Source organism: Pseudoalteromonas sp. T1lg21 (assembly GCF_002964625.1).
Classification (GTDB): Bacteria; Pseudomonadota; Gammaproteobacteria; order Enterobacterales; family Alteromonadaceae; genus Pseudoalteromonas; species Pseudoalteromonas gelatinilytica.
The window spans coordinates 19,835-37,284 of record NZ_PQBX01000004.1 but is presented as its reverse complement, the minus strand read 5'-3'; the positions used below and the strand labels follow the sequence as shown (position 1 = coordinate 37,284).

The 17,450-nt window shown below is 41.6% G+C and carries 17 protein-coding genes and 1 pseudogene; 13 read left to right on the top strand and 5 right to left on the bottom strand.

The window, feature by feature from the left end; all coding sequences use genetic code 11:
- The first annotated feature begins 56 nt into the window (after nt 1–56).
- The 5 genes from cmoA to C2M25_RS02725 all read left to right on the top strand — a co-directional run bounded on the left by cmoA (nt 57) and on the right by C2M25_RS02725 (nt 4,425).
- Nucleotides 57–782 (top strand): carboxy-S-adenosyl-L-methionine synthase CmoA, encoded by a 726-nt coding sequence (gene cmoA / locus C2M25_RS02745; protein ID WP_063706202.1) that lies wholly within the window; start codon nt 57–59, stop codon nt 780–782.
- A gap of 27 nt (nt 783–809) precedes the next feature.
- A complete protein-coding gene (cmoB, locus tag C2M25_RS02740) occupies nt 810–1,778 on the top strand; it encodes a tRNA 5-methoxyuridine(34)/uridine 5-oxyacetic acid(34) synthase CmoB (protein WP_105180344.1) in 969 nt (322 codons plus the stop codon).
- 202 nt (nt 1,779–1,980) lie between these two features.
- The gene (gene purM / locus C2M25_RS02735) at nt 1,981–3,033 is read left to right on the top strand and encodes a phosphoribosylformylglycinamidine cyclo-ligase (protein ID WP_063705981.1); all 1,053 of its coding nucleotides are present in this window, start codon (nt 1,981–1,983) and stop codon (nt 3,031–3,033) included.
- On the top strand, nt 3,033–3,680 hold the full coding sequence (gene purN / locus C2M25_RS02730) for a phosphoribosylglycinamide formyltransferase (RefSeq protein WP_054551594.1): 648 nt from the start codon (nt 3,033–3,035) through the stop codon (nt 3,678–3,680). The genes purM and purN overlap by 1 nt, the downstream gene beginning before the upstream one ends.
- Nucleotides 3,625–4,425, top strand: coding sequence for a DUF3108 domain-containing protein (locus tag C2M25_RS02725; protein WP_082874091.1), 801 nt, complete (start codon nt 3,625–3,627; stop codon nt 4,423–4,425). The genes purN and C2M25_RS02725 overlap by 56 nt, the downstream gene beginning before the upstream one ends.
- 18 nt (nt 4,426–4,443) lie before the next feature.
- On the opposite strand, the pseudogene C2M25_RS02720 reads toward C2M25_RS02725, so the two are convergent.
- Nucleotides 4,444–5,207 (bottom strand): annotated as a pseudogene (locus C2M25_RS02720) (class II glutamine amidotransferase).
- Nucleotides 5,208–5,543: 336 nt separating this feature from the next.
- Here C2M25_RS02720 and fadE point away from each other — a divergent pair.
- The 4 genes from fadE (at nt 5,544) to C2M25_RS02700 (ending at nt 11,386) form a co-directional block, all read left to right on the top strand.
- On the top strand, nt 5,544–8,000 hold the full coding sequence (gene fadE, locus C2M25_RS02715; protein WP_105180343.1) for an acyl-CoA dehydrogenase FadE: 2,457 nt from the start codon (nt 5,544–5,546) through the stop codon (nt 7,998–8,000).
- A gap of 199 nt (nt 8,001–8,199) precedes the next feature.
- Entirely contained in the window at nt 8,200–10,125 is a 1,926-nt protein-coding gene (locus C2M25_RS02710) for a S9 family peptidase (protein WP_105180342.1), read from the top strand.
- Nucleotides 10,126–10,428: 303 nt separating this feature from the next.
- Nucleotides 10,429–10,866: a SulA-like leucine-rich domain-containing protein gene (locus C2M25_RS02705; RefSeq protein WP_063706205.1), complete on the top strand. Its 438-nt coding sequence runs from the start codon at nt 10,429–10,431 to the stop codon at nt 10,864–10,866.
- Nucleotides 10,867–10,906: 40 nt separating this feature from the next.
- Nucleotides 10,907–11,386: a YchJ family protein gene (locus C2M25_RS02700; protein ID WP_062564233.1), complete on the top strand. Its 480-nt coding sequence runs from the start codon at nt 10,907–10,909 to the stop codon at nt 11,384–11,386.
- Nucleotides 11,387–11,417: 31 nt separating this feature from the next.
- Here the strand turns inward: C2M25_RS02700 and C2M25_RS02695 are convergent, their stop codons facing one another.
- The gene (locus tag C2M25_RS02695) at nt 11,418–12,248 is read right to left on the bottom strand and encodes an alpha/beta hydrolase (protein WP_105180341.1); all 831 of its coding nucleotides are present in this window, start codon (nt 12,246–12,248) and stop codon (nt 11,418–11,420) included.
- 2 nt (nt 12,249–12,250) lie between these two features.
- Nucleotides 12,251–12,895, bottom strand: a complete 645-nt coding sequence (locus C2M25_RS02690) for an alpha/beta hydrolase (protein ID WP_234003520.1) — start codon at nt 12,893–12,895, stop codon at nt 12,251–12,253.
- A 362-nt stretch (nt 12,896–13,257) separates the two neighbouring features.
- Between C2M25_RS02690 and C2M25_RS02685 the strand changes: the two genes are divergently transcribed.
- Nucleotides 13,258–14,145: a LysR substrate-binding domain-containing protein gene (locus tag C2M25_RS02685; RefSeq protein WP_054551603.1), complete on the top strand. Its 888-nt coding sequence runs from the start codon at nt 13,258–13,260 to the stop codon at nt 14,143–14,145.
- A 55-nt stretch (nt 14,146–14,200) separates the two neighbouring features.
- Nucleotides 14,201–14,965 (top strand): YdcF family protein, encoded by a 765-nt coding sequence (locus tag C2M25_RS02680; protein WP_063705997.1) that lies wholly within the window; start codon nt 14,201–14,203, stop codon nt 14,963–14,965.
- 6 nt (nt 14,966–14,971) lie between these two features.
- On the opposite strand, the gene C2M25_RS02675 is transcribed toward C2M25_RS02680, so the two are convergent.
- Entirely contained in the window at nt 14,972–15,724 is a 753-nt protein-coding gene (locus C2M25_RS02675) for a Nif3-like dinuclear metal center hexameric protein (protein WP_063705999.1), read from the bottom strand.
- Between the two features lie 150 nt (nt 15,725–15,874).
- Here C2M25_RS02675 and C2M25_RS02670 point away from each other — a divergent pair, with 150 nt between their 5' ends.
- Nucleotides 15,875–16,252: a hypothetical protein gene (locus tag C2M25_RS02670; RefSeq protein ID WP_063706001.1), complete on the top strand. Its 378-nt coding sequence runs from the start codon at nt 15,875–15,877 to the stop codon at nt 16,250–16,252.
- Nucleotides 16,253–16,283: 31 nt separating this feature from the next.
- Here the strand turns inward: C2M25_RS02670 and C2M25_RS02665 are convergent, their stop codons facing one another.
- A complete protein-coding gene (locus tag C2M25_RS02665; RefSeq protein ID WP_105173945.1) occupies nt 16,284–16,760 on the bottom strand; it encodes an HPP family protein in 477 nt (158 codons plus the stop codon).
- Between the two features lie 99 nt (nt 16,761–16,859).
- On the opposite strand from C2M25_RS02665, the gene C2M25_RS02660 reads away from it, so the two are divergent.
- A complete protein-coding gene (locus C2M25_RS02660) occupies nt 16,860–17,402 on the top strand; it encodes a TetR/AcrR family transcriptional regulator (RefSeq protein ID WP_105180340.1) in 543 nt (180 codons plus the stop codon).
- Nucleotides 17,403–17,450: the final 48 nt, after the last annotated feature.

Here is a 17,450-nt window from a genome sequence, read left to right as displayed (position 1 = left end):
ACTATCCAGTTAAAAATGCTAAAATAGCGGTATTATTTTTTAAAGAGACTGTTCACGTGACGCAAAAAGACAGTATTTATGCCACTGAGCAAGCGGTTAAAGACTTTAGCTTTGACCAACATGTAGTAGAAGTTTTCCCTGATATGATCCAGCGCTCGGTGCCGGGTTACGCAACCATTGTTAGCACCATAGGTAAACTGGCTGGTGAGTACGCGCAAAGTAATTCAAACCTATACGACTTAGGTTGTTCACTTGGTGCTGTAACGTTAAGTATGCGCCGTAATATTCGCACCGATAACTGTAATATTATTGCCGTCGATAACTCAGAAGCGATGGTTGAGCGCTGTAAATTACATTTACAGGGTTTTCGCTCTGACGTGCCGGTCACAGTTACGCTAGGTGATATCAACGATTTAGCCATCGAGAATGCTTCTGTGGTAGCGATGAACTTTACACTTCAGTTTATTCCACCTGAAAAGCGCCAAGCGGTGCTTGAAAAGATTTACGCAAATTTAAAACCTGGCGGCGTTTTGCTGCTGAGCGAAAAAATTAGAGGTGAAAATGAGCAATGCGATAATTTGCTCATTGATTTACACCATGATTTCAAACGTCACAACGGCTATTCAGAGCTTGAGATCAGCCAAAAGCGTACGGCTATCGAAAATGTCATGCGCCCTGATCATTTATCTACCCACTTAAACCGATTAAGTGAAATTGGTTTTAGCCAAACGCAAGTGTGGTATCAATGTTTTAACTTCTGCTCGATGATTGCAATCAAGTAGTCATCACAACGATATAAAGAGTATTTCATGTCTCAATGGTTTAACCAATTTTACGCTGCGATTGCACAAAGCCCGCTAAGTCACTGGCTCGAAACTTTGCCAGGTCAATTAAAGCACTGGGAACTCGAAGCCAGCCACGGCGATTTACCGAAATGGCAAAAAGTGCTGAAAAACTTACCTGAAATAAGCACAAACCATGTGAACCTTCAGGATAAAGTACAAATTGGCACCGGTGATGAGCTATCTGAAGGTCAGCAAAAACAGTTAACGCATTTATTAAAGCGCATGATGCCATGGCGTAAAGGACCCTTTAGCTTACACGGTATCGAGATTGATACTGAGTGGCGCAGTGATTGGAAATGGGATCGTTTACTGCCTCATATCGAACCGTTAAAAGGCCGCACTGTGCTTGATATTGGCTGTGGCTCGGGTTATCACTTGTGGCGTATGCGCGGCGAAGGCGCAAATTTTGTGGTGGGTATCGATCCATCTGATTTATTCTTATGCCAATTCCAAGCGATAAAGCATTATCACCAAGATGAAAACGTGCATTTATTACCGTTAGGTGTTGAAGCTCTGCCTGAGCTAAAAGCATTCGATACAGTATTTTCAATGGGTGTTTTATATCATCGTCGTTCACCTATCGACTTTTTAGCGCAATTAAAAGCACAGCTTCGCCCAGGGGGTGAGTTAGTCCTTGAAACACTGGTTGTTGAAGGTGATGAGCACACAGTTTTAGTGCCAACCGACCGCTATGCAAAAATGCGTAATGTGTGGTTTATCCCAAGCACCGCGGCATTAAAACTATGGATGGAACGTGTTGGCTTTAAAGATGTACAAGTTAAAGACTGTGCAATCACAACGCTTGAAGAACAGCGTAAAACCCAGTGGATGGAAAACGAATCACTGGTCGACTTTTTAGATCCAAATGACACCAGCAAAACCATTGAAGGTTACCCTGCCCCTCTTCGCGCTATTTTAACCGCGAAAGCTTAACAAATAGTGAGAAGTTTCGAGTTTCAAGGTTAAAAGTTCATTTGCTTGATACTTTTGCCTTGTAACTTGAAAGCAAAAAAAACCGGACAACTGTCCTTGTCAAGTCGGTTAAAGTGATTTTTCAACTAGCCGCGCCAGTGCAATTGTTGTAAAATACGCGCGTTTCTAAGCAACCCACATGCAACTTTTTTGAGGAAAACCTGTGAGCGAACAAAAACAGTCTCTTAGCTATAAAGACGCGGGCGTAGATATCGATGCCGGTAATGCACTTGTTGAGCGTATTAAAGGCGTAGTTAAAAAAACCAGACGTCCTGAAGTAATGGGCGGTATCGGTGGTTTTGGCGCACTTTGCGAACTACCAACTGGCTATAAAGAGCCTGTACTGGTTGCTGGCACAGACGGTGTTGGTACAAAACTACGTTTAGCAATCGATCTTAAAAAGCACGACACAGTGGGTATCGACCTTGTTGCTATGTGTGTAAACGACCTTATTGTACAAGGTGCAGAGCCACTATTTTTCCTTGATTACTATGCAACGGGTAAATTAGACGTAGATACTGCGGCTGATGTTGTAACAGGTATTGGTAAAGGCTGTGAGCTTTCTGGCTGTGCATTAATCGGTGGTGAAACTGCTGAAATGCCAGGTATGTACGACGGCGAAGACTACGACATGGCTGGTTTCTGTACTGGTGTTGTAGAAAAATCAAAAATTATCGACGGTACTAAAGTTGCTGCAGGCGACCAATTAATCGCCCTTGCATCAAGTGGTCCTCATTCAAACGGCTTCTCATTAATTCGTAAAGTTCTTGAAGTATCTGGCGCAGACACGAGCGCTGAGCTTGAAGGCAAAACACTTGGCGATCACCTATTAGAGCCAACTCGTATCTACGTTAAACAACTACTTGAGCTATTCAAGCAGGTTGATGTACACGCCTTATCTCACATCACGGGTGGTGGTTTCTGGGAAAACATCCCGCGCGTACTTCCTGAGTCTGCAAAAGCAGTTATCAAAGGTGACAGCTGGGAATGGCCTGTAGTTTTCAACTGGTTACAAGAAAACGGCAACATCACAACACACGAAATGTACCGTACATTCAACTGTGGTGTTGGTATGATTTTAGTTGTTCCAGCAGACAAACTTGAGCAAAGCTTAACAATTCTTAAAGATCTTGGCGAAAATGCATGGCATATCGGTGAGATCCAAGATGCGAAAGCAGGCGAAGAGCAAGTAGAAATTTTAGGTGGTCGTGACTAATGACCCCTTGTCGTCTTGTTGTATTAATTTCTGGTAGCGGTTCTAACCTTCAAGCCATCATCGACGCGTGTGCGCGTGGAGAGATAAAGGCCGAAATCGCCGCTGTAATTAGTAATAAAGCCGACGCCTATGGCCTTGAGCGAGCAAAAAATGCAGGTATACAAACACGTGTACTTAGCCATAAAGATTTTGACTCGCGCGAGGCCTATGATGCTGAGTTAATGGACATTATTGACAATTTTGAACCAAATCTAGTTGTATTAGCTGGTTTTATGCGTATTCTTACACCTAGCTTAGTGCAAAAATTTAAGGGAAAAATGTTGAACATTCACCCTTCTTTGTTGCCTAAGTACCAAGGGCTGAATACCCACCAACGAGCGATAGATGCAAAAGATGACGTTCATGGTGTTAGTGTTCACTTTGTCACAGAAGAACTAGACGGCGGTCCCGTTGTTCTTCAAGCCAAAGTGCCGGTACTCGAAAACGATACCGCAGAGACACTCGCACAACGTGTTCATCAGCAAGAACATATAATCTATCCATTGGTGGTCAAGTGGTTCAGTGAACAACGACTCAAGATGGAAGCAGATTATGCAGTTTTTGACGAAAAGAAACTTCCTGCACACGGCGCGCACTACCCAGAATAAAAATCTAAGTGCCCTACTCGCTTGTGTGGGCACTTTATTACTTCCTACCAGTGTTTTAGCTGGCGACCTCACTCAATATGAAGCCAAATACGATGTACTTCGTAAAGGCGAAACCCATGGTAAAGCAGTACGCGAGCTGAAAAAAGCCGCAGACGGTAACTACGTGATCACTTATCACAGTGAAATCGAATGGATGATTTTTTCAGACTCACGAAAAGAAACATCTAAATTTACGTACCATGATCAAAAAATTTCTCCGCTAAGTTACACCATGGAACGTTCGGGCACCGGGCCTGATAAAGAATACAGCTTAAAATTTGATGCAGCGCAAAAGCAAGTTCAAAGCAGCGAAAGTAAATACCCATTGAAGCTGGATTGGTCAGATGATTTTCAAGATTCTCTATCTTACCAAGTGCAAGTACGCGAAGAGCTAAAGCAAGGTAAAACACAATTATCGTATCCATTGATTGATAAAAAAGGCAACCTTCGCAATTACGACTTTGAAGTTATCGGCACAGAAATGATTTCGCTACCTGTTGGTAATGTAGAAGCAATTAAAGTTAAACGTTTATACGATAACGATAAACGTCAAGCACTTGCTTGGTTTGCCCCAGAAATGGACTACATGCTAGTTCGTATGTGGAAAGGTGAAAAAGGCGTTGAGCAATTTGAAGTGCAGCTTAATTCATTCACCGTGACCACGCCAGTGGCCGTAACAAATGAAGTGAGTAACGAAGCGCCTTAATAGCGCTTCATCTTTTATTTAGATTTTTTCACCCATTTTAAACAGGGCAAACTCACCGGGTTCCATTTTCTGCCAGCGTTCATCATTGGTGAGTGGCCGTTTGCAATCACAGTAACCACATCGTTCGGTGTGGTTTCTTTTTGAAAATCAATCACCATGTCTGCATCAATTAATGTCGCTTTGCCAAACGGTGCACGGCGAGTGATCCAATGTAAGTTATTGGTGCAATAGGCTAAAACATAAACCCCATCAGTAAGCAGCATATTAAATACGCCTTTTTCACGCAGTGTGTGGGCAAGCTTGGCAGCATAACGAAATACAGACGCCATATTTGATGGGCGTTTAGGGTATTTTTCGCGAATTTTATCGAGCAGCCAACAAAACGCCAGCTCACTGTCGGTATTACCGACAGGTCGATAGTAATCTGGTTTTAAATCATGATAATTCGATAGTTGCCCGTTGTGAGCATACGTAATTTCACGGCCCCATAACTCGCGAGTAAATGGGTGGGTATTTTCAAGGCACACTCGACCACGGTTTCCTTGGCGAATATGGCTTATCACTGAAATACTTTTTATTGGATACGCTTTAACCAACTTGGCAATTTCTGATTGGCAACTTGGCTCTGGATCTTTAAATGTACGACAGCCTTTACCTTCGTAAAAAGTGATGCCCCAGCCATCTTTATGCGGGCCAGTATTACCACCGCGTTCTAATAATCCTGAAAAACTGAAACAAATATCCGTTGGTACATTGGCCGACATGCCAAGCAACTCACACATAGAACTCTTAACCTATAAAACTAATCGAAGGAAGGCATGATGGGCTGATCCCTGCCTGCGCTCATTGTTAAACATAGCATTAAAGATGGCAACTGCTATGCTGAGATTTTCAGAACTATCTGAGCAATTCACAACTAATTGCCAGTATAACGGCGCTGATTATAAGTAATTACTCAACAATCCCTCACTGGCTGTAAATGTTTTTGCACTGATAGCCATTTTTAAATGAATAAAACTCGTTGCACAGACTGTTTTAATCCCTGTTCCCCTCTTGATAATTCGCTTTTCAAGCGCTACTCTAAAAGAGGTGGTCTGACCTCTATTAAGGAACAATCAATGACTCTCATATTTTTACTTGGTTTACTCGTGCTGCTTAGTATTGCGAGTTACCACAGAGCAAGCTGGAATACCTGCTTAGGTATTGCCGTTGCGACTTTACTTGTTGGCACATTTGCTGGCGCGTTTGGCGCAATTAGTTGGCTACTATTCTTACTTATCGCTGTGCCACTTTCTGTGACTGGCGTTCGTCAACAATACATCATCAAACCTATCTTCGCTGCTTTCAAAAAAGTAACCCCGACGATGTCGGAAACTGAAAAATCAGCAATCGATGCCGGTACTACGTGGTGGGAAGCGGATCTATTTTGCGGTCGTCCTGACTGGAACAAATTACACCAATACCCAGCACCTAAACTGACTATCGAAGAGCAAGCGTTTATTGATGGTCCAGTTGAAGAAGTGTGTAGCATGTTAGATGACTGGTACGCAACTCACGAACTAACTGATTTACCGCAAGATGTTTGGCAATATCTAAAAGATAATAAATTCTTTGCCATGATCATCAAAAAAGAATACGGCGGTTTAGAGTTTTCTGCTTATGCACAATCGTGTGTACTACAAAAACTAACAAGTAAATCAACGTTACTTTCATCTATCGTAGGTGTACCTAACTCATTAGGTCCGGGCGAATTACTTCAGCACTATGGTACTAAAGAGCAAAAAGATCATTACTTACCGCGCTTAGCAAGTGGTCAAGAAATTCCATGTTTTGCTTTAACATCACCAGAAGCCGGTTCTGACGCAAGTGCAATTCCTGATTACGGTGTTGTTTGTAAAGGTCAGTGGAATGGTGAAGAAGTTGTCGGTATTAGCCTAACATGGAACAAGCGTTACATTACTCTAGCTCCAGTTGCGACTGTACTTGGTCTTGCATTTAAACTACAAGATCCTGACGGTTTATTAGGTGATGATAAAGAACCTGGTATTACCTGTGCGCTGATCCCAACAGATACCCCAGGGGTCGAAATTGGCCGTCGTCACTTCCCGCTAAATGTACCATTCCAAAATGGTCCTACTCGCGGCAAAGACATCTTCGTACCACTTGAATACATCATTGGTGGCCCGAAAATGGCTGGTCAAGGCTGGCGTATGCTTGTTGAATGTTTATCTGTTGGTCGTGCAATCACCTTGCCGTCTAACTCTACAGGTGGCATTAAAACAATTGCGCTTGCAACGGGTTCATACAGCCGTATTCGTCGTCAATTCCGTTTGCCAATTGGTCAAATGGAAGGTGTTGAAGAATCACTCGCTAAACTTGCAGGTTACGCATATAGCTCTGATGCTGCAGTAAGCATGTCTACAGGTGCTGTTGACCTTGGCGAAAAACCATCGGTTGTATCTGCAATTATTAAATACCACTTAACTGAGCAAATGCGTGAAGCAACAATTCACGGCATGGATGTTCATGGTGGTAAAGGCATTATGCTTGGTCCAAACAACTACCTAGGTCGCGGTTACCAAGGTGCGCCAATTGCGATTACCGTTGAAGGTGCAAATATCTTAACACGTAACATGATCATCTATGGTCAAGGTGCAATTCGTTGTCATCCATTCGTGTTAACTGAACTAGGTGCTTGTGCAATTGAAGACCGTGAAGAAGCGCTTGCAGTATTCGATAAAGCGTTAATGGGCCACATTGGCTTTACTATTTCGAACCTTGTTCGCACTAAGTGGTTAGCATTCACAAATGCCCGTTTTACAAGTACGCCGTACAAAGACGAAACCGCTGAGTTTTATCGTGTTGCGTCACGTTTCAGTGCATCATTAGCATTAATGTCAGATATTAGCATGGCGGTATTTGGTGGTTCATTAAAACGTAAAGAGCGTATCTCTGCACGTTTAGGTGACTTACTAAGCTACTTATACCTTGTATCTGCAACACTTAAACGTTACAACGACGAAGGCCGTAAAAAAGAAGATTTTGCGCTTGTTCAATGGAGCTGCCAAGATCACCTTTACCACTGCCAACGTGCACTTGCTGACTTAATCAATAACATGCCATCTGCACCACTACGTGCAATGCTAAAAATTATGTTATTCCCATTCGGTCGTCCAGTACGTAAGCCTACTGATAAGCTTGAGCACAAACTTGCACACTTATTACAAGTACCAAGCGAAACTCGTAACCGTTTAGCTAACTACATCTACCTTAAAAACGAGCCACTTAACCTTGTTGGTCGTCAAGAGCAAACGCTTAAAGACGTACTAGAAGTTGAGCCTCTGTTTGACAAGGTATGCCGTGAAAAAGGCGTGAAACTGCCTTTCTTCCAACTTGATAAAGTAGCGCAAATGGGCCTAGAAGCAGGTATTTTAAGCCAAGCTGAAGCCGACAAATTAGCTGCTGTTGAAAAAGCCCGTCTTGACGTTATTAACGTTGACGACTTTGACCCAGCAGACTTAGTTGCAGGTAAAGTAGCCCGCGGCGAGAGCGATAAAAAAGCTGACGCTGCTTAAGCTAGCAAAACAATTCCAATTGTTATGAAAAACCAAACCAGCGCAAATTGCGCTGGTTTTTTTGTTTATAAACCCTCTAGCGCATTCCTTGTTCCTAATTAGTTACATGATTTGTAACAAATATCGAACTGGTAAAACTTGCGTTTATATAATGAACAGGCAAGACTCTATAGCGAAAAATAGATAAGGAATAATTACAATGAAACCGAGTTTTCAACTAGCAGCTGTTGCATGCGCACTTAGCCTTGCACTTGCAGGATGTTCACAATCAACCCAATCAACAAGCAGCACCGAAAGCGTGCAACAAAACCAAACTGTAAAACAGTATGATGCTGAAACCTTTTTTGACACAACGTCAATTATGGGCAGCAGCTTTTCACCAAAAGGCGACAAAATACTCGTTAGTAGTGACGAAAGCGGCATTTATAGTCTTTATGAAGTAGATATAAAAAGCGCCAAGAAAACCCGTTTAACTGACTTTGAAGACAGTACTTATGCAGTTGCTTATTTCCCTAATGATGAGCGCGTATTATTTACCAAAGACTCTGGCGGTAACGAGCGTTATCACATCTATGTTCGCGAAACAGACGGCACAGTTAAAGATCTTACGCCAGGTGAAGAAACCCGCGCGGGTTTTGCAGGCTTCACTGAAGATGCGAAACAATTTTTTATAACCAGCAATCAACGTGATGCTAAGTTTATGGATCTTTATCGCGTCGATGCTAGCAGTTATGAAGTAACCCTTGTTTATCAAAACACCATGGGACTGGATGTCGGTGCGATCAGCCCTGATGGCCGTTTTATTGCTTTATCGAAAAATAATTCGAACAAAGACAGCGATGTGTTCATTCTCGATACGCGTAAAAAAACACTGAAGCCAGAGCTCATTACCCGCCATGACGACGACGCCAAATACGGCCCTGAAACCTTCTCAACAGACAGTAAATCACTGTATTACTCAACCGATGCTAAAGGTGAGTTTGCAGAAATTTGGCGCTATGACTTAACGACCGGCAAGCACAGCCCTGCCCTCAAAGATGAGTGGGATGTGAGCTTTATTTACTTCTCTGAATCTGGTCGTTATCAAGTAAGCGGTGTTAATGCCGACGCAAGCACTAAGGTGTCAATAACCGATACCACCACAGGTAAAAGCATAGCCATGCCATCGCTGCCTGCTGGTAACTTACGTGGTGTTAATTTTTCAGCTGATGAAAAGACCATGGCGTTTTATTTAAATTCAGATACCTCGCCAAGTAACCTATTTGTGTGGCAACTCGGTGAATCAAAAGCGAAACAGTTAACCAACACATTAAGTGATGCAATTAATCAAAATGACTTGGTTGAAAGCACAATTGTGCGCTTTAAAAGTTTTGATGGTTTAGAAATCCCTGGGGTTTTATATAAGCCTAAGCAAGCTAACAGCAACAACAAAGTACCAGCTTTAGTGTGGGTGCACGGCGGCCCTGGCGGCCAAAGCCGCACAGGCTATAGTGCAATGCAGCAGCATCTAGTCAATCACGGTTATGCCATTTTTGCGGTCAATAACCGTGGCAGCTCAGGCTATGGTAAAACCTTCTTCCATTTAGATGACAAAAAGCATGGCACTGATGATTTACAAGATATCGTATACGGCAAAAAGCATCTACAAAGCCTCGATTGGGTCGATGCTGACAAAATTGGCATCATAGGAGGAAGTTACGGTGGCTTTATGACCGCCGCCGCACTTGCCTTTGAACCTGAAGAGTTCAAAGTAGGTATCAACATCTTTGGTGTAACAAACTGGGTTAGAACCTTAAACTCGATTCCACCATGGTGGGAAAGCTTTAAAAAGGCGCTGTATGACGAAATGGGCGATCCAGCTACAGACGGTGAACGTCACCGTGCAATTTCGCCACTATTTCATGCTAAAAACATCACCAAGCCATTAATGGTGATCCAAGGTGCTAACGACCCTCGCGTTTTACAAGTTGAAAGCGATGAACTCGTTGCCGCTGTTAAGGCAAATGGTGTGCCTGTCGAATATGTATTATTTGATGATGAAGGCCATGGTTTTACTAAAAAGGAAAACCGCATAAAAGCCTCAAATGCATATCTTGAGTTTTTGAATACTTATTTAGATAAGTAGCAAGATTGCAAAGATAAAGAGCCGGTATTTATACCGGCTTTTTTATGCAAAACACCTGTATAAAAGAAAAATGTTACGTCTTACACAGTACTGTACAAAACACTGTATGAGTTAAATGCTAAATTTTTTAGCTTTTTAACTCTGCAAACCAAAATTATAACTACATGTTTAATAAGAACTAAATCATTTTAATTAACATAAAACTGAATCATTGGTTAAAAAATAGCAAAAAAGTACTTGCGCAAAAACACTGTATAAACTACTGTATACACATACTGTATAAACAACCAGTGAGTGAAAGTTATGTTACAGCCAATTACCTTAAGAACAGTTAAAAGCTACCAACAAGATAACGACAAAGCGTCTGTTAATTTAATTCAAATTGAAGACGAAATATCAGCAACCTTTGAGCTATTAAAAGTATTACATCATTACAATAGCCAAAATGCATGGACACTATTAATTGCACCTGATCATGTTCCTAGCAAAGCATTATTAGATTCGTGTTCAATTGATACCAGCAAACTACTTGTGATCAGACAAAAGCATTTAGTAAACCTTGAATACGTACTTAGCTCAGCATTACATAACGGTAACTTTGCTGCTGTGATCACATGGACAGATATTGTAAACAATCATCAACTTGATTCGATGAACTTAAACCTAGATCAGGCATCAGCTAAGTTTTATTGCTTTACAAAAAGCGCTCAATTAAACAATTTAGTACCGCAGCCACAATAGGCTTGTTAAAATAACAATTTACATTTTTAGGTAAGTTGTTATGACATCACTCACACACTCCCTTTGTCCTTGTGGCAGCGAATCGACTTACGAGCTTTGCTGCCAGCCTTTTCATACCGGTGCAAGCCAAGCTGATACCCCAGAGCAACTTATGCGTTCTCGTTTTAGTGCATACGCGCTAAAAGATGCAAAATATGTATTTAGTACTTATGCACAAAGCCAGCAAGCCGCGAACCCGGTTCGCGAAATTAAAGATTTTGCTAATAGCTGCCGTTTTACCAAACTCAGTGTTTTAGAGACTGAACATAACGAGCAAGAAGGCTTTGTAGAATTTAAAGCAAATTACTTTTACCAAAACTTGTATTGTGAGTTACACGAAAAGTCGCGTTTTATTAAAGAAGATGGCCTATGGCGTTACCTAGATGGTGATATAACGCCAGTTGCAGATATTAAAATTGGCCGTAACGACGAGTGCCCTTGTGGTAGCGGCAAAAAATATAAAAAGTGTCACGCTCTTTAATTGCTCTTATACCAATCCGCTTAATTAAGTATTATTGCGGGTTGGTATTAGTCTGGTAAATCCAGTCTAGGGCTTGGGTAATCGTTGTTGGGAATGCGGTTGCATGGCGTGCCTGAGGAATAACAAATAAATTTGTTGTAACAAGCGCGCCACTTTGTTTATTAATTTTAGCTGCTAATTGCCTCGCACCCGACACCATTTTTTCACCTTCGCTTTCTTCAAGTTCACCCACTGCGATGTAAACTTTTGTTGTGTTGGCAGCTGGTTTTACAGCCATAGCTAATATTGAGTTTTCTTTAAACCACACTGAAGGACTGCCGATAATGTAACTTGAAAAAAGCGAAGGCTCGGTAAATAAGGTAAAGGAAGCAAATAAACCACCCAGCGAGTTACCGACTAATGTACTTTTTTGGTTTGTTCTGTAGTGAGCCTTAATATATGGCAATAGAGATTGTTTTAGAAAGTTTAGATACTGGCTTGCTCCGCCAGTTTTACGTTGCCAATTTTTATCTTCAAAAGGCGTATAGTCATAAATACGGCTATTAAGCCCCGGCACACCTATTTGATACCCTACTGCGACGATAATCACCTCTTCCATCGCCCCCGAATTCATCATGAAGCGACTAGCACCAGAGGCAATTGGCAAACTGTAGTTTGCATCTAACAGGTAAACAACGGGGTAGCGCTTCTGGTTTTGTTTTTGGTAGCTGCGTGGCAGTTTAATTGTAATAGGGTATTCGTTTTCGATATGTTTATCTTTAACTAAAACAGTATTAGTGCGCGGCAAAGTAAATGGCTCAGCATGGCTTACTGAGCTCACGCCGAAAACACTGATCACAAAAACGAGCAATAAATAAGGCATAGTTAATCCTTTAGCCACTTCTTAATTGGTAACAGCCACTCATCTTTTGGCCTATAAAATGCACCATGGGAGAGGCCTGTGTTGATGCTTATTTCTTCGAACTTAGTTACGTCACTTCTATCAACTAAAAATTGGCAAGAGCCAACCTGATCTGAGCGCTCAAAGATAGAATACACCTTGCCGTAGGCCTTAACTGATGTGTGATTTTTTATAAGGCCTGCACACCCTGCCAATATAATTAAGTTGATATGTGTGCGTTTAAGTTCATTGGCTGCCAGTATCGATAATGCCCCGCCCCGTGAAAAACCAACCAAACTAATGTTCGACTCAGCAACACCGGCACTGATCAATGCTTCTACATCTGCAGCGAGCTTTTTCGCAAACACAAAAGGTTCAGTGTCTTTTGGCCTGTGATAGGCTATTAAATGATAGCTCTCATCTGCCAATGCTTCTTTTACAGCAATAAAATCATACACCCCAAAGGTTTTGTGAACAGGCTTAGGGTTTGTCCCTTCGACAATAAAACCATGTGAATAAAAAACATAGTGACCATGTGGGTCAATTTCTGTCGGAAACTGACTGTAAATAGTGCCCGCAAAAGCAGGCAAAACCCAACAAGCCCAGAGTAAAAGTACAGTTCGTAACACAAGCATCCCTTTAAAAAATCACAATACACTCATTAGAAGATACTAACATGTTAAAAAATAATACCTTAGTGAAAAGTCAGCCCTATTTTTAGTCATTAGAATCCAGGATTAAATTAATGACCAGATGCTTAAAAACATTTAAAACTGCAAGTTTCAACTTGAGGTAAATTCATGGAATTTCAGAATCAACCTGCAAATAATTTTATGACAACGCTGTCAATTAATTATAAAAGCGCGTATTGTAAAAAAGAAGATAAAATAACCATCACTTTTAGACGTCTAGACGTTGAAAAAACAAATTCTAAGGCGTAGTATGTTCGTAATCTGAGTTGGACTCACATTTTTCATGAGATTTTTTAAAGATGATTGATATAAAGCACCTAAAAACCATAGCGACCCTCAAAGAAACAGGCTCTTTGGTCAATACCGCCCGTGAGTTATTTTTAACTCAATCGGCTTTATCGCATCAAATTAAAGATCTTGAGAATAAGTTAGATTGCCAACTATTCGAGCGTAAGACACAGCCTGTGCGTTTTACTCCACAAGGTATGCTACTTCTTGAGCTCGCCAATGAGGTGTTGCCACGAGTTGAAGCGACAAAGTGTCGTTTAAAAGAAAGCCTTAATCAGCCAATTTCAAATTTACGTTTAAGTGTTGAGTGTCATGCCTGCTTTCATTGGTTGCTCCCAACCATCAAAGAATTTAATAACTTTTGGCCAGATATTAAAATTGATTATGAGCGCGGCTTTAGTTATGACGCCATTCCAGATTTAATTAATGATGAGTTAGATCTTGTGCTGACTTCTGACATTCGTGAACCCGATCAGCTTGAATATGCTCACCTATTTGATTTTAAATTAAAGCTGATAGTCGCACCGGATCATGAATTGGCAAAAAAAGCCTATGTCACCGCCCTTGATTTAAAGAACGAAACAATTATTTCGTACCCTATTCCGCGTGAGCGCCAAGATATCTTTAAACATTTTATTCAAAATGCACGCTTTGATGGCACGCTTAAAACAGTTGACCAAGGCTTATTGATATTCCAATTAGTGAGCGCAGGTATGGGGGTTGCAGCATTACCAGACTGGCTAGTCACTCCTTATGAAAGCCAAGGACTCATTAAGTCTATTCCGTTAGGTGCACTAGGCCTTACTCGCCCTATGTATTTAGCGATGAAAAAGAATATGAAAGATAACCCTGTTTATCGCCACTTTTTAAATACGTGTAAGCAAAATAACGGTCGCTAAAGCAAGGCAAAATAACTAACATAGCTGCATCTGTTACAGACAATAATGTTGATACATGTTTGAAATTAAAAAGATCATTGGCTCTTTATTAATGCCCCTGCCGTTGCTCGGGCTGCTTACTTTAGTGATGGTATTTTTAGCCATTGCCCATAAACGCAAAGCACTCTATTTTGGCTTTGTTAGCATTTTAACTTTAATGCTGATAAGCACACCATATATTGGCCAGTCACTGATAGCTGCAAGCAATAACCCTGCATGGCAATTTAACCAAGCAAAACACCCTAAACTTGATAATATAGTGGTACTTGGCTGCTCTATAATGCCCAACTCGCGCCTTCAAGCAAACCACCAGTTAGGCGATTGTGCGCTTGCTCGATTACTTGAAGGTGTTAAACTTGCCCACCACTACCCAAATGCCACCCTCTATGTATCAGGAGGCGGCTTTGCTAATGCTACCAATAGCCAGCTCATGTTTGAGACAGCAAAAGCGCTTGGTATCTCAGCATCGAGAATTAAACAAAATCCTCTCGCCATGGACACCGCAGAAGAGGCGCAGCGACTTGCCATTTATTTAGTCGATAGAAAAACAGCGCTTGTCACCTCAGCGAGCCACATGCCGCGAGCGAAAGACTTATTTAATGCACAAGGTGTTGACGTGATCCCAGCGGCAACCGACTTTCAAGATTTTAGTCAGTATCCAACATATAAGCAGTTTATACCTGATGACGATGTACTTGTTGCAGTGACCAGAGTAGCGCATGAGAAAATTGGCAGTGCTTGGGTGAGTGTGCGCCGCTGGATTGATCCAGAGGCGCTGTAGACTTAATCAGACTGGATTGTCGATATCGATAAACGTTACATCAAAACCATGCTGCTCAGCTAAAAGCTCGCCTAAGGCTTTAATGCCATACCGCTCAGTCGCATGGTGCCCTGCTGCAAAAAAATCGATACCTTGCTCGCGTGAACTATGAATTGTTTGTTCAGAAGCCTCACCAGTGAGATAAGCATCAATCCCTTGGGCTGCCGCTAAATCAATATACCCTTGTCCGCCACCGGTGCACCAAGCGATGGTGTCGATTTTCTCTTTTCTTACCAAGCTTGTTAATGGTGCACGATTAAGTACTTGGGTAATTTTGTCGGCAAACTCTTCACCACTTAATGGGGTTTTTAAGCGCCCTTTTACCGGCACACTATTTGGACCAGATTCAAGCCCAGCAGTGAATTCAATATCAAGTAACTTTGCCAGTTGCGCGTTATTACCAATTTCAGGGTGTATATCTAACGGTAAATGATAGCCATATAAGTTAATATCATTATTTAAAAGCGCAGCAATACGGCGCTTTTTCATCCCCGTGATTGGCTGCGACTCGCCTTTCCAGAAATAGCCATGATGCACCAGAATCGTATCTGCATTTTCTGCAATCGCAGCATCAATCAATGCTTGGCTTGCTGTGACACCTGTCACTATTTTTTTTACTTCACTCGCCCCTTCAACTTGTAAGCCATTTGGACAAAAATCAGCGATTGAATCAGGTTTAAGAATGTCGTTTAATAATTGAGTAAATTGTTTGCGTTGCATATGGAAATCGTCCTTCAACCCTTTATTTTGTGCAAATTTTGGCGTTTATGGGTGAAAAATGGAAGGAAAATCGCAAAAAATTGAAAAGTAAGCTGAAAATAGGTATAAATATATATTCTTAATCTGTGTTTACAACGTATAGGGTCTCTGATGAGCAAACTAGACAAAACAGAAGTGTTAAATGCCTTCGAAGCAGCATACGAAGCAGCGAATGGTAAGAAACCTGAAATCACTACAAAACCTGGTTGGTATAGCATCGATGGTGGCAAAAACTTGCGCCTTGCTGATGTTGCAGCGCTGACTGAAGAGCTCACTTCTGGTAAAACAGCTGAGCCTAAAGCAGAAGAAGCACCAAAAGCACCAGCGAAAAAAACCAAAACTAAAACCGCTGCACCAGCTAAAACAGCTAAGAAAGCACCGTTTACTGTTGTTACAGCAAACGATGATGGTTACAAAGCTGAAGAGCTTTGGATTGTTAACCTAGCTGAAAAAGACCACGATTGTCGTTTACCGCGTGGTGTTGTGTAATTTAATTGCACTCATTCATTTTAAAAAACCGCTACTCGTTAGCGGTTTTTTTATGGGTATTCACTTGGCTCGTTATAATCCATTGACTAAAGCAGCCAAACAACACAATAAATACCGTACCGATTAATACGGGCATCACTAAAAAATCCCAGCTTTGCATAGATTGCATTATCAAAATCGGGTTTGCGCCTGCCGCTGGATGTACGGTATCTGTCCACATCATTAGGCTAATTGCCAGTCCTGTTGCTATAGCAATTTCAACAGGCCCTACACCGACATAATTTACAAATACAACACCGATTAATGCAGTCAAAAGATGCCCACCAATAACATTTTTCGCTTTCGCAAGCGGACTGTGTGGCACACCAAATACCAACACGGCAGTTGCACCAAACGGTGCCATCAACCACACACCGTAATGTCCTAGTTGCTGTAAATAGGCCAACACAAAAATTGCCATACAAGCAAACACACCCGCGATTGCCGCTTTAGTTACTTTATTATCCATTACACCTCCCAAAGTAGACCGAATTGTCTACCTCGCAAATGGTAGACAACTCGGTCTACTTCTGTCAAGCTATCATTAATCGCCAATTGAGATCTTGTTATGGATAAACGAACACATATTATTTTGACCGCCCTGTCACTTTTTTATCAAAAAGGCATTCATAGTGTGGGAATAAACGAAATTATTAGTGTGGCCGGTGTCGCCAAAAAAACCATGTACCACCATTTCGCAAGTAAGGATGAATTGATACTCGCGTGCCTTAGTGAGCGTCATACCCGATTTTTAAATTGGTTAACGCATGCCACCAGCAAGGTAACAAGGCTTGAAGAGTTAAAAGTAGCGTTGATCAGCTGCCATGAAGCTTGGTTTAACTCTGAAGTAACTGAATTAGGTGATTTCAATGGCTGTTTATTTATCAATACTGCCGCTGAGTTTGCTAATCCTGCCAGCTCGATTAATCAAGCCTGCAAAGAGCATAAATTGGCAGTCCAGCAGTTAATAATACGGCGCTTATCAGCGTGTGAAAACATGGAAAGCTCGCAGCTCGACTCACAGAGCCACTATTTGATGACGCTTGTAGAAGGCATGATCTGCCAAGCAAAACTAGTAGGAATTAAACAGTTTCCTCATTTAAAGCAATAAATAAATTATAAAAAAAGCGGCACTATGGCCGCTTTCAGTTTATATTTC

Coding starts and splice junctions, on each gene's coding strand:
- purN (WP_054551594.1), top strand. CDS start 3,033: ATGACCCCTTGTCGTCTTGTTGTATTAATTTCTGGTAGCGGTTCTAAC.
- C2M25_RS02660 (WP_105180340.1), top strand. CDS start 16,860: ATGGATAAACGAACACATATTATTTTGACCGCCCTGTCACTTTTTTAT.
- C2M25_RS02710 (WP_105180342.1), top strand. CDS start 8,200: ATGAAACCGAGTTTTCAACTAGCAGCTGTTGCATGCGCACTTAGCCTT.
- C2M25_RS02705 (WP_063706205.1), top strand. CDS start 10,429: ATGTTACAGCCAATTACCTTAAGAACAGTTAAAAGCTACCAACAAGAT.
- C2M25_RS02695 (WP_105180341.1), bottom strand. CDS start 12,248: ATGCCTTATTTATTGCTCGTTTTTGTGATCAGTGTTTTCGGCGTGAGC.
- C2M25_RS02670 (WP_063706001.1), top strand. CDS start 15,875: ATGAGCAAACTAGACAAAACAGAAGTGTTAAATGCCTTCGAAGCAGCA.
- fadE (WP_105180343.1), top strand. CDS start 5,544: ATGACTCTCATATTTTTACTTGGTTTACTCGTGCTGCTTAGTATTGCG.
- C2M25_RS02685 (WP_054551603.1), top strand. CDS start 13,258: ATGATTGATATAAAGCACCTAAAAACCATAGCGACCCTCAAAGAAACA.
- C2M25_RS02665 (WP_105173945.1), bottom strand. CDS start 16,760: ATGGATAATAAAGTAACTAAAGCGGCAATCGCGGGTGTGTTTGCTTGT.
- C2M25_RS02700 (WP_062564233.1), top strand. CDS start 10,907: ATGACATCACTCACACACTCCCTTTGTCCTTGTGGCAGCGAATCGACT.
- cmoB (WP_105180344.1), top strand. CDS start 810: ATGTCTCAATGGTTTAACCAATTTTACGCTGCGATTGCACAAAGCCCG.
- C2M25_RS02675 (WP_063705999.1), bottom strand. CDS start 15,724: ATGCAACGCAAACAATTTACTCAATTATTAAACGACATTCTTAAACCT.
- C2M25_RS02725 (WP_082874091.1), top strand. CDS start 3,625: ATGCAGTTTTTGACGAAAAGAAACTTCCTGCACACGGCGCGCACTACC.
- C2M25_RS02680 (WP_063705997.1), top strand. CDS start 14,201: ATGTTTGAAATTAAAAAGATCATTGGCTCTTTATTAATGCCCCTGCCG.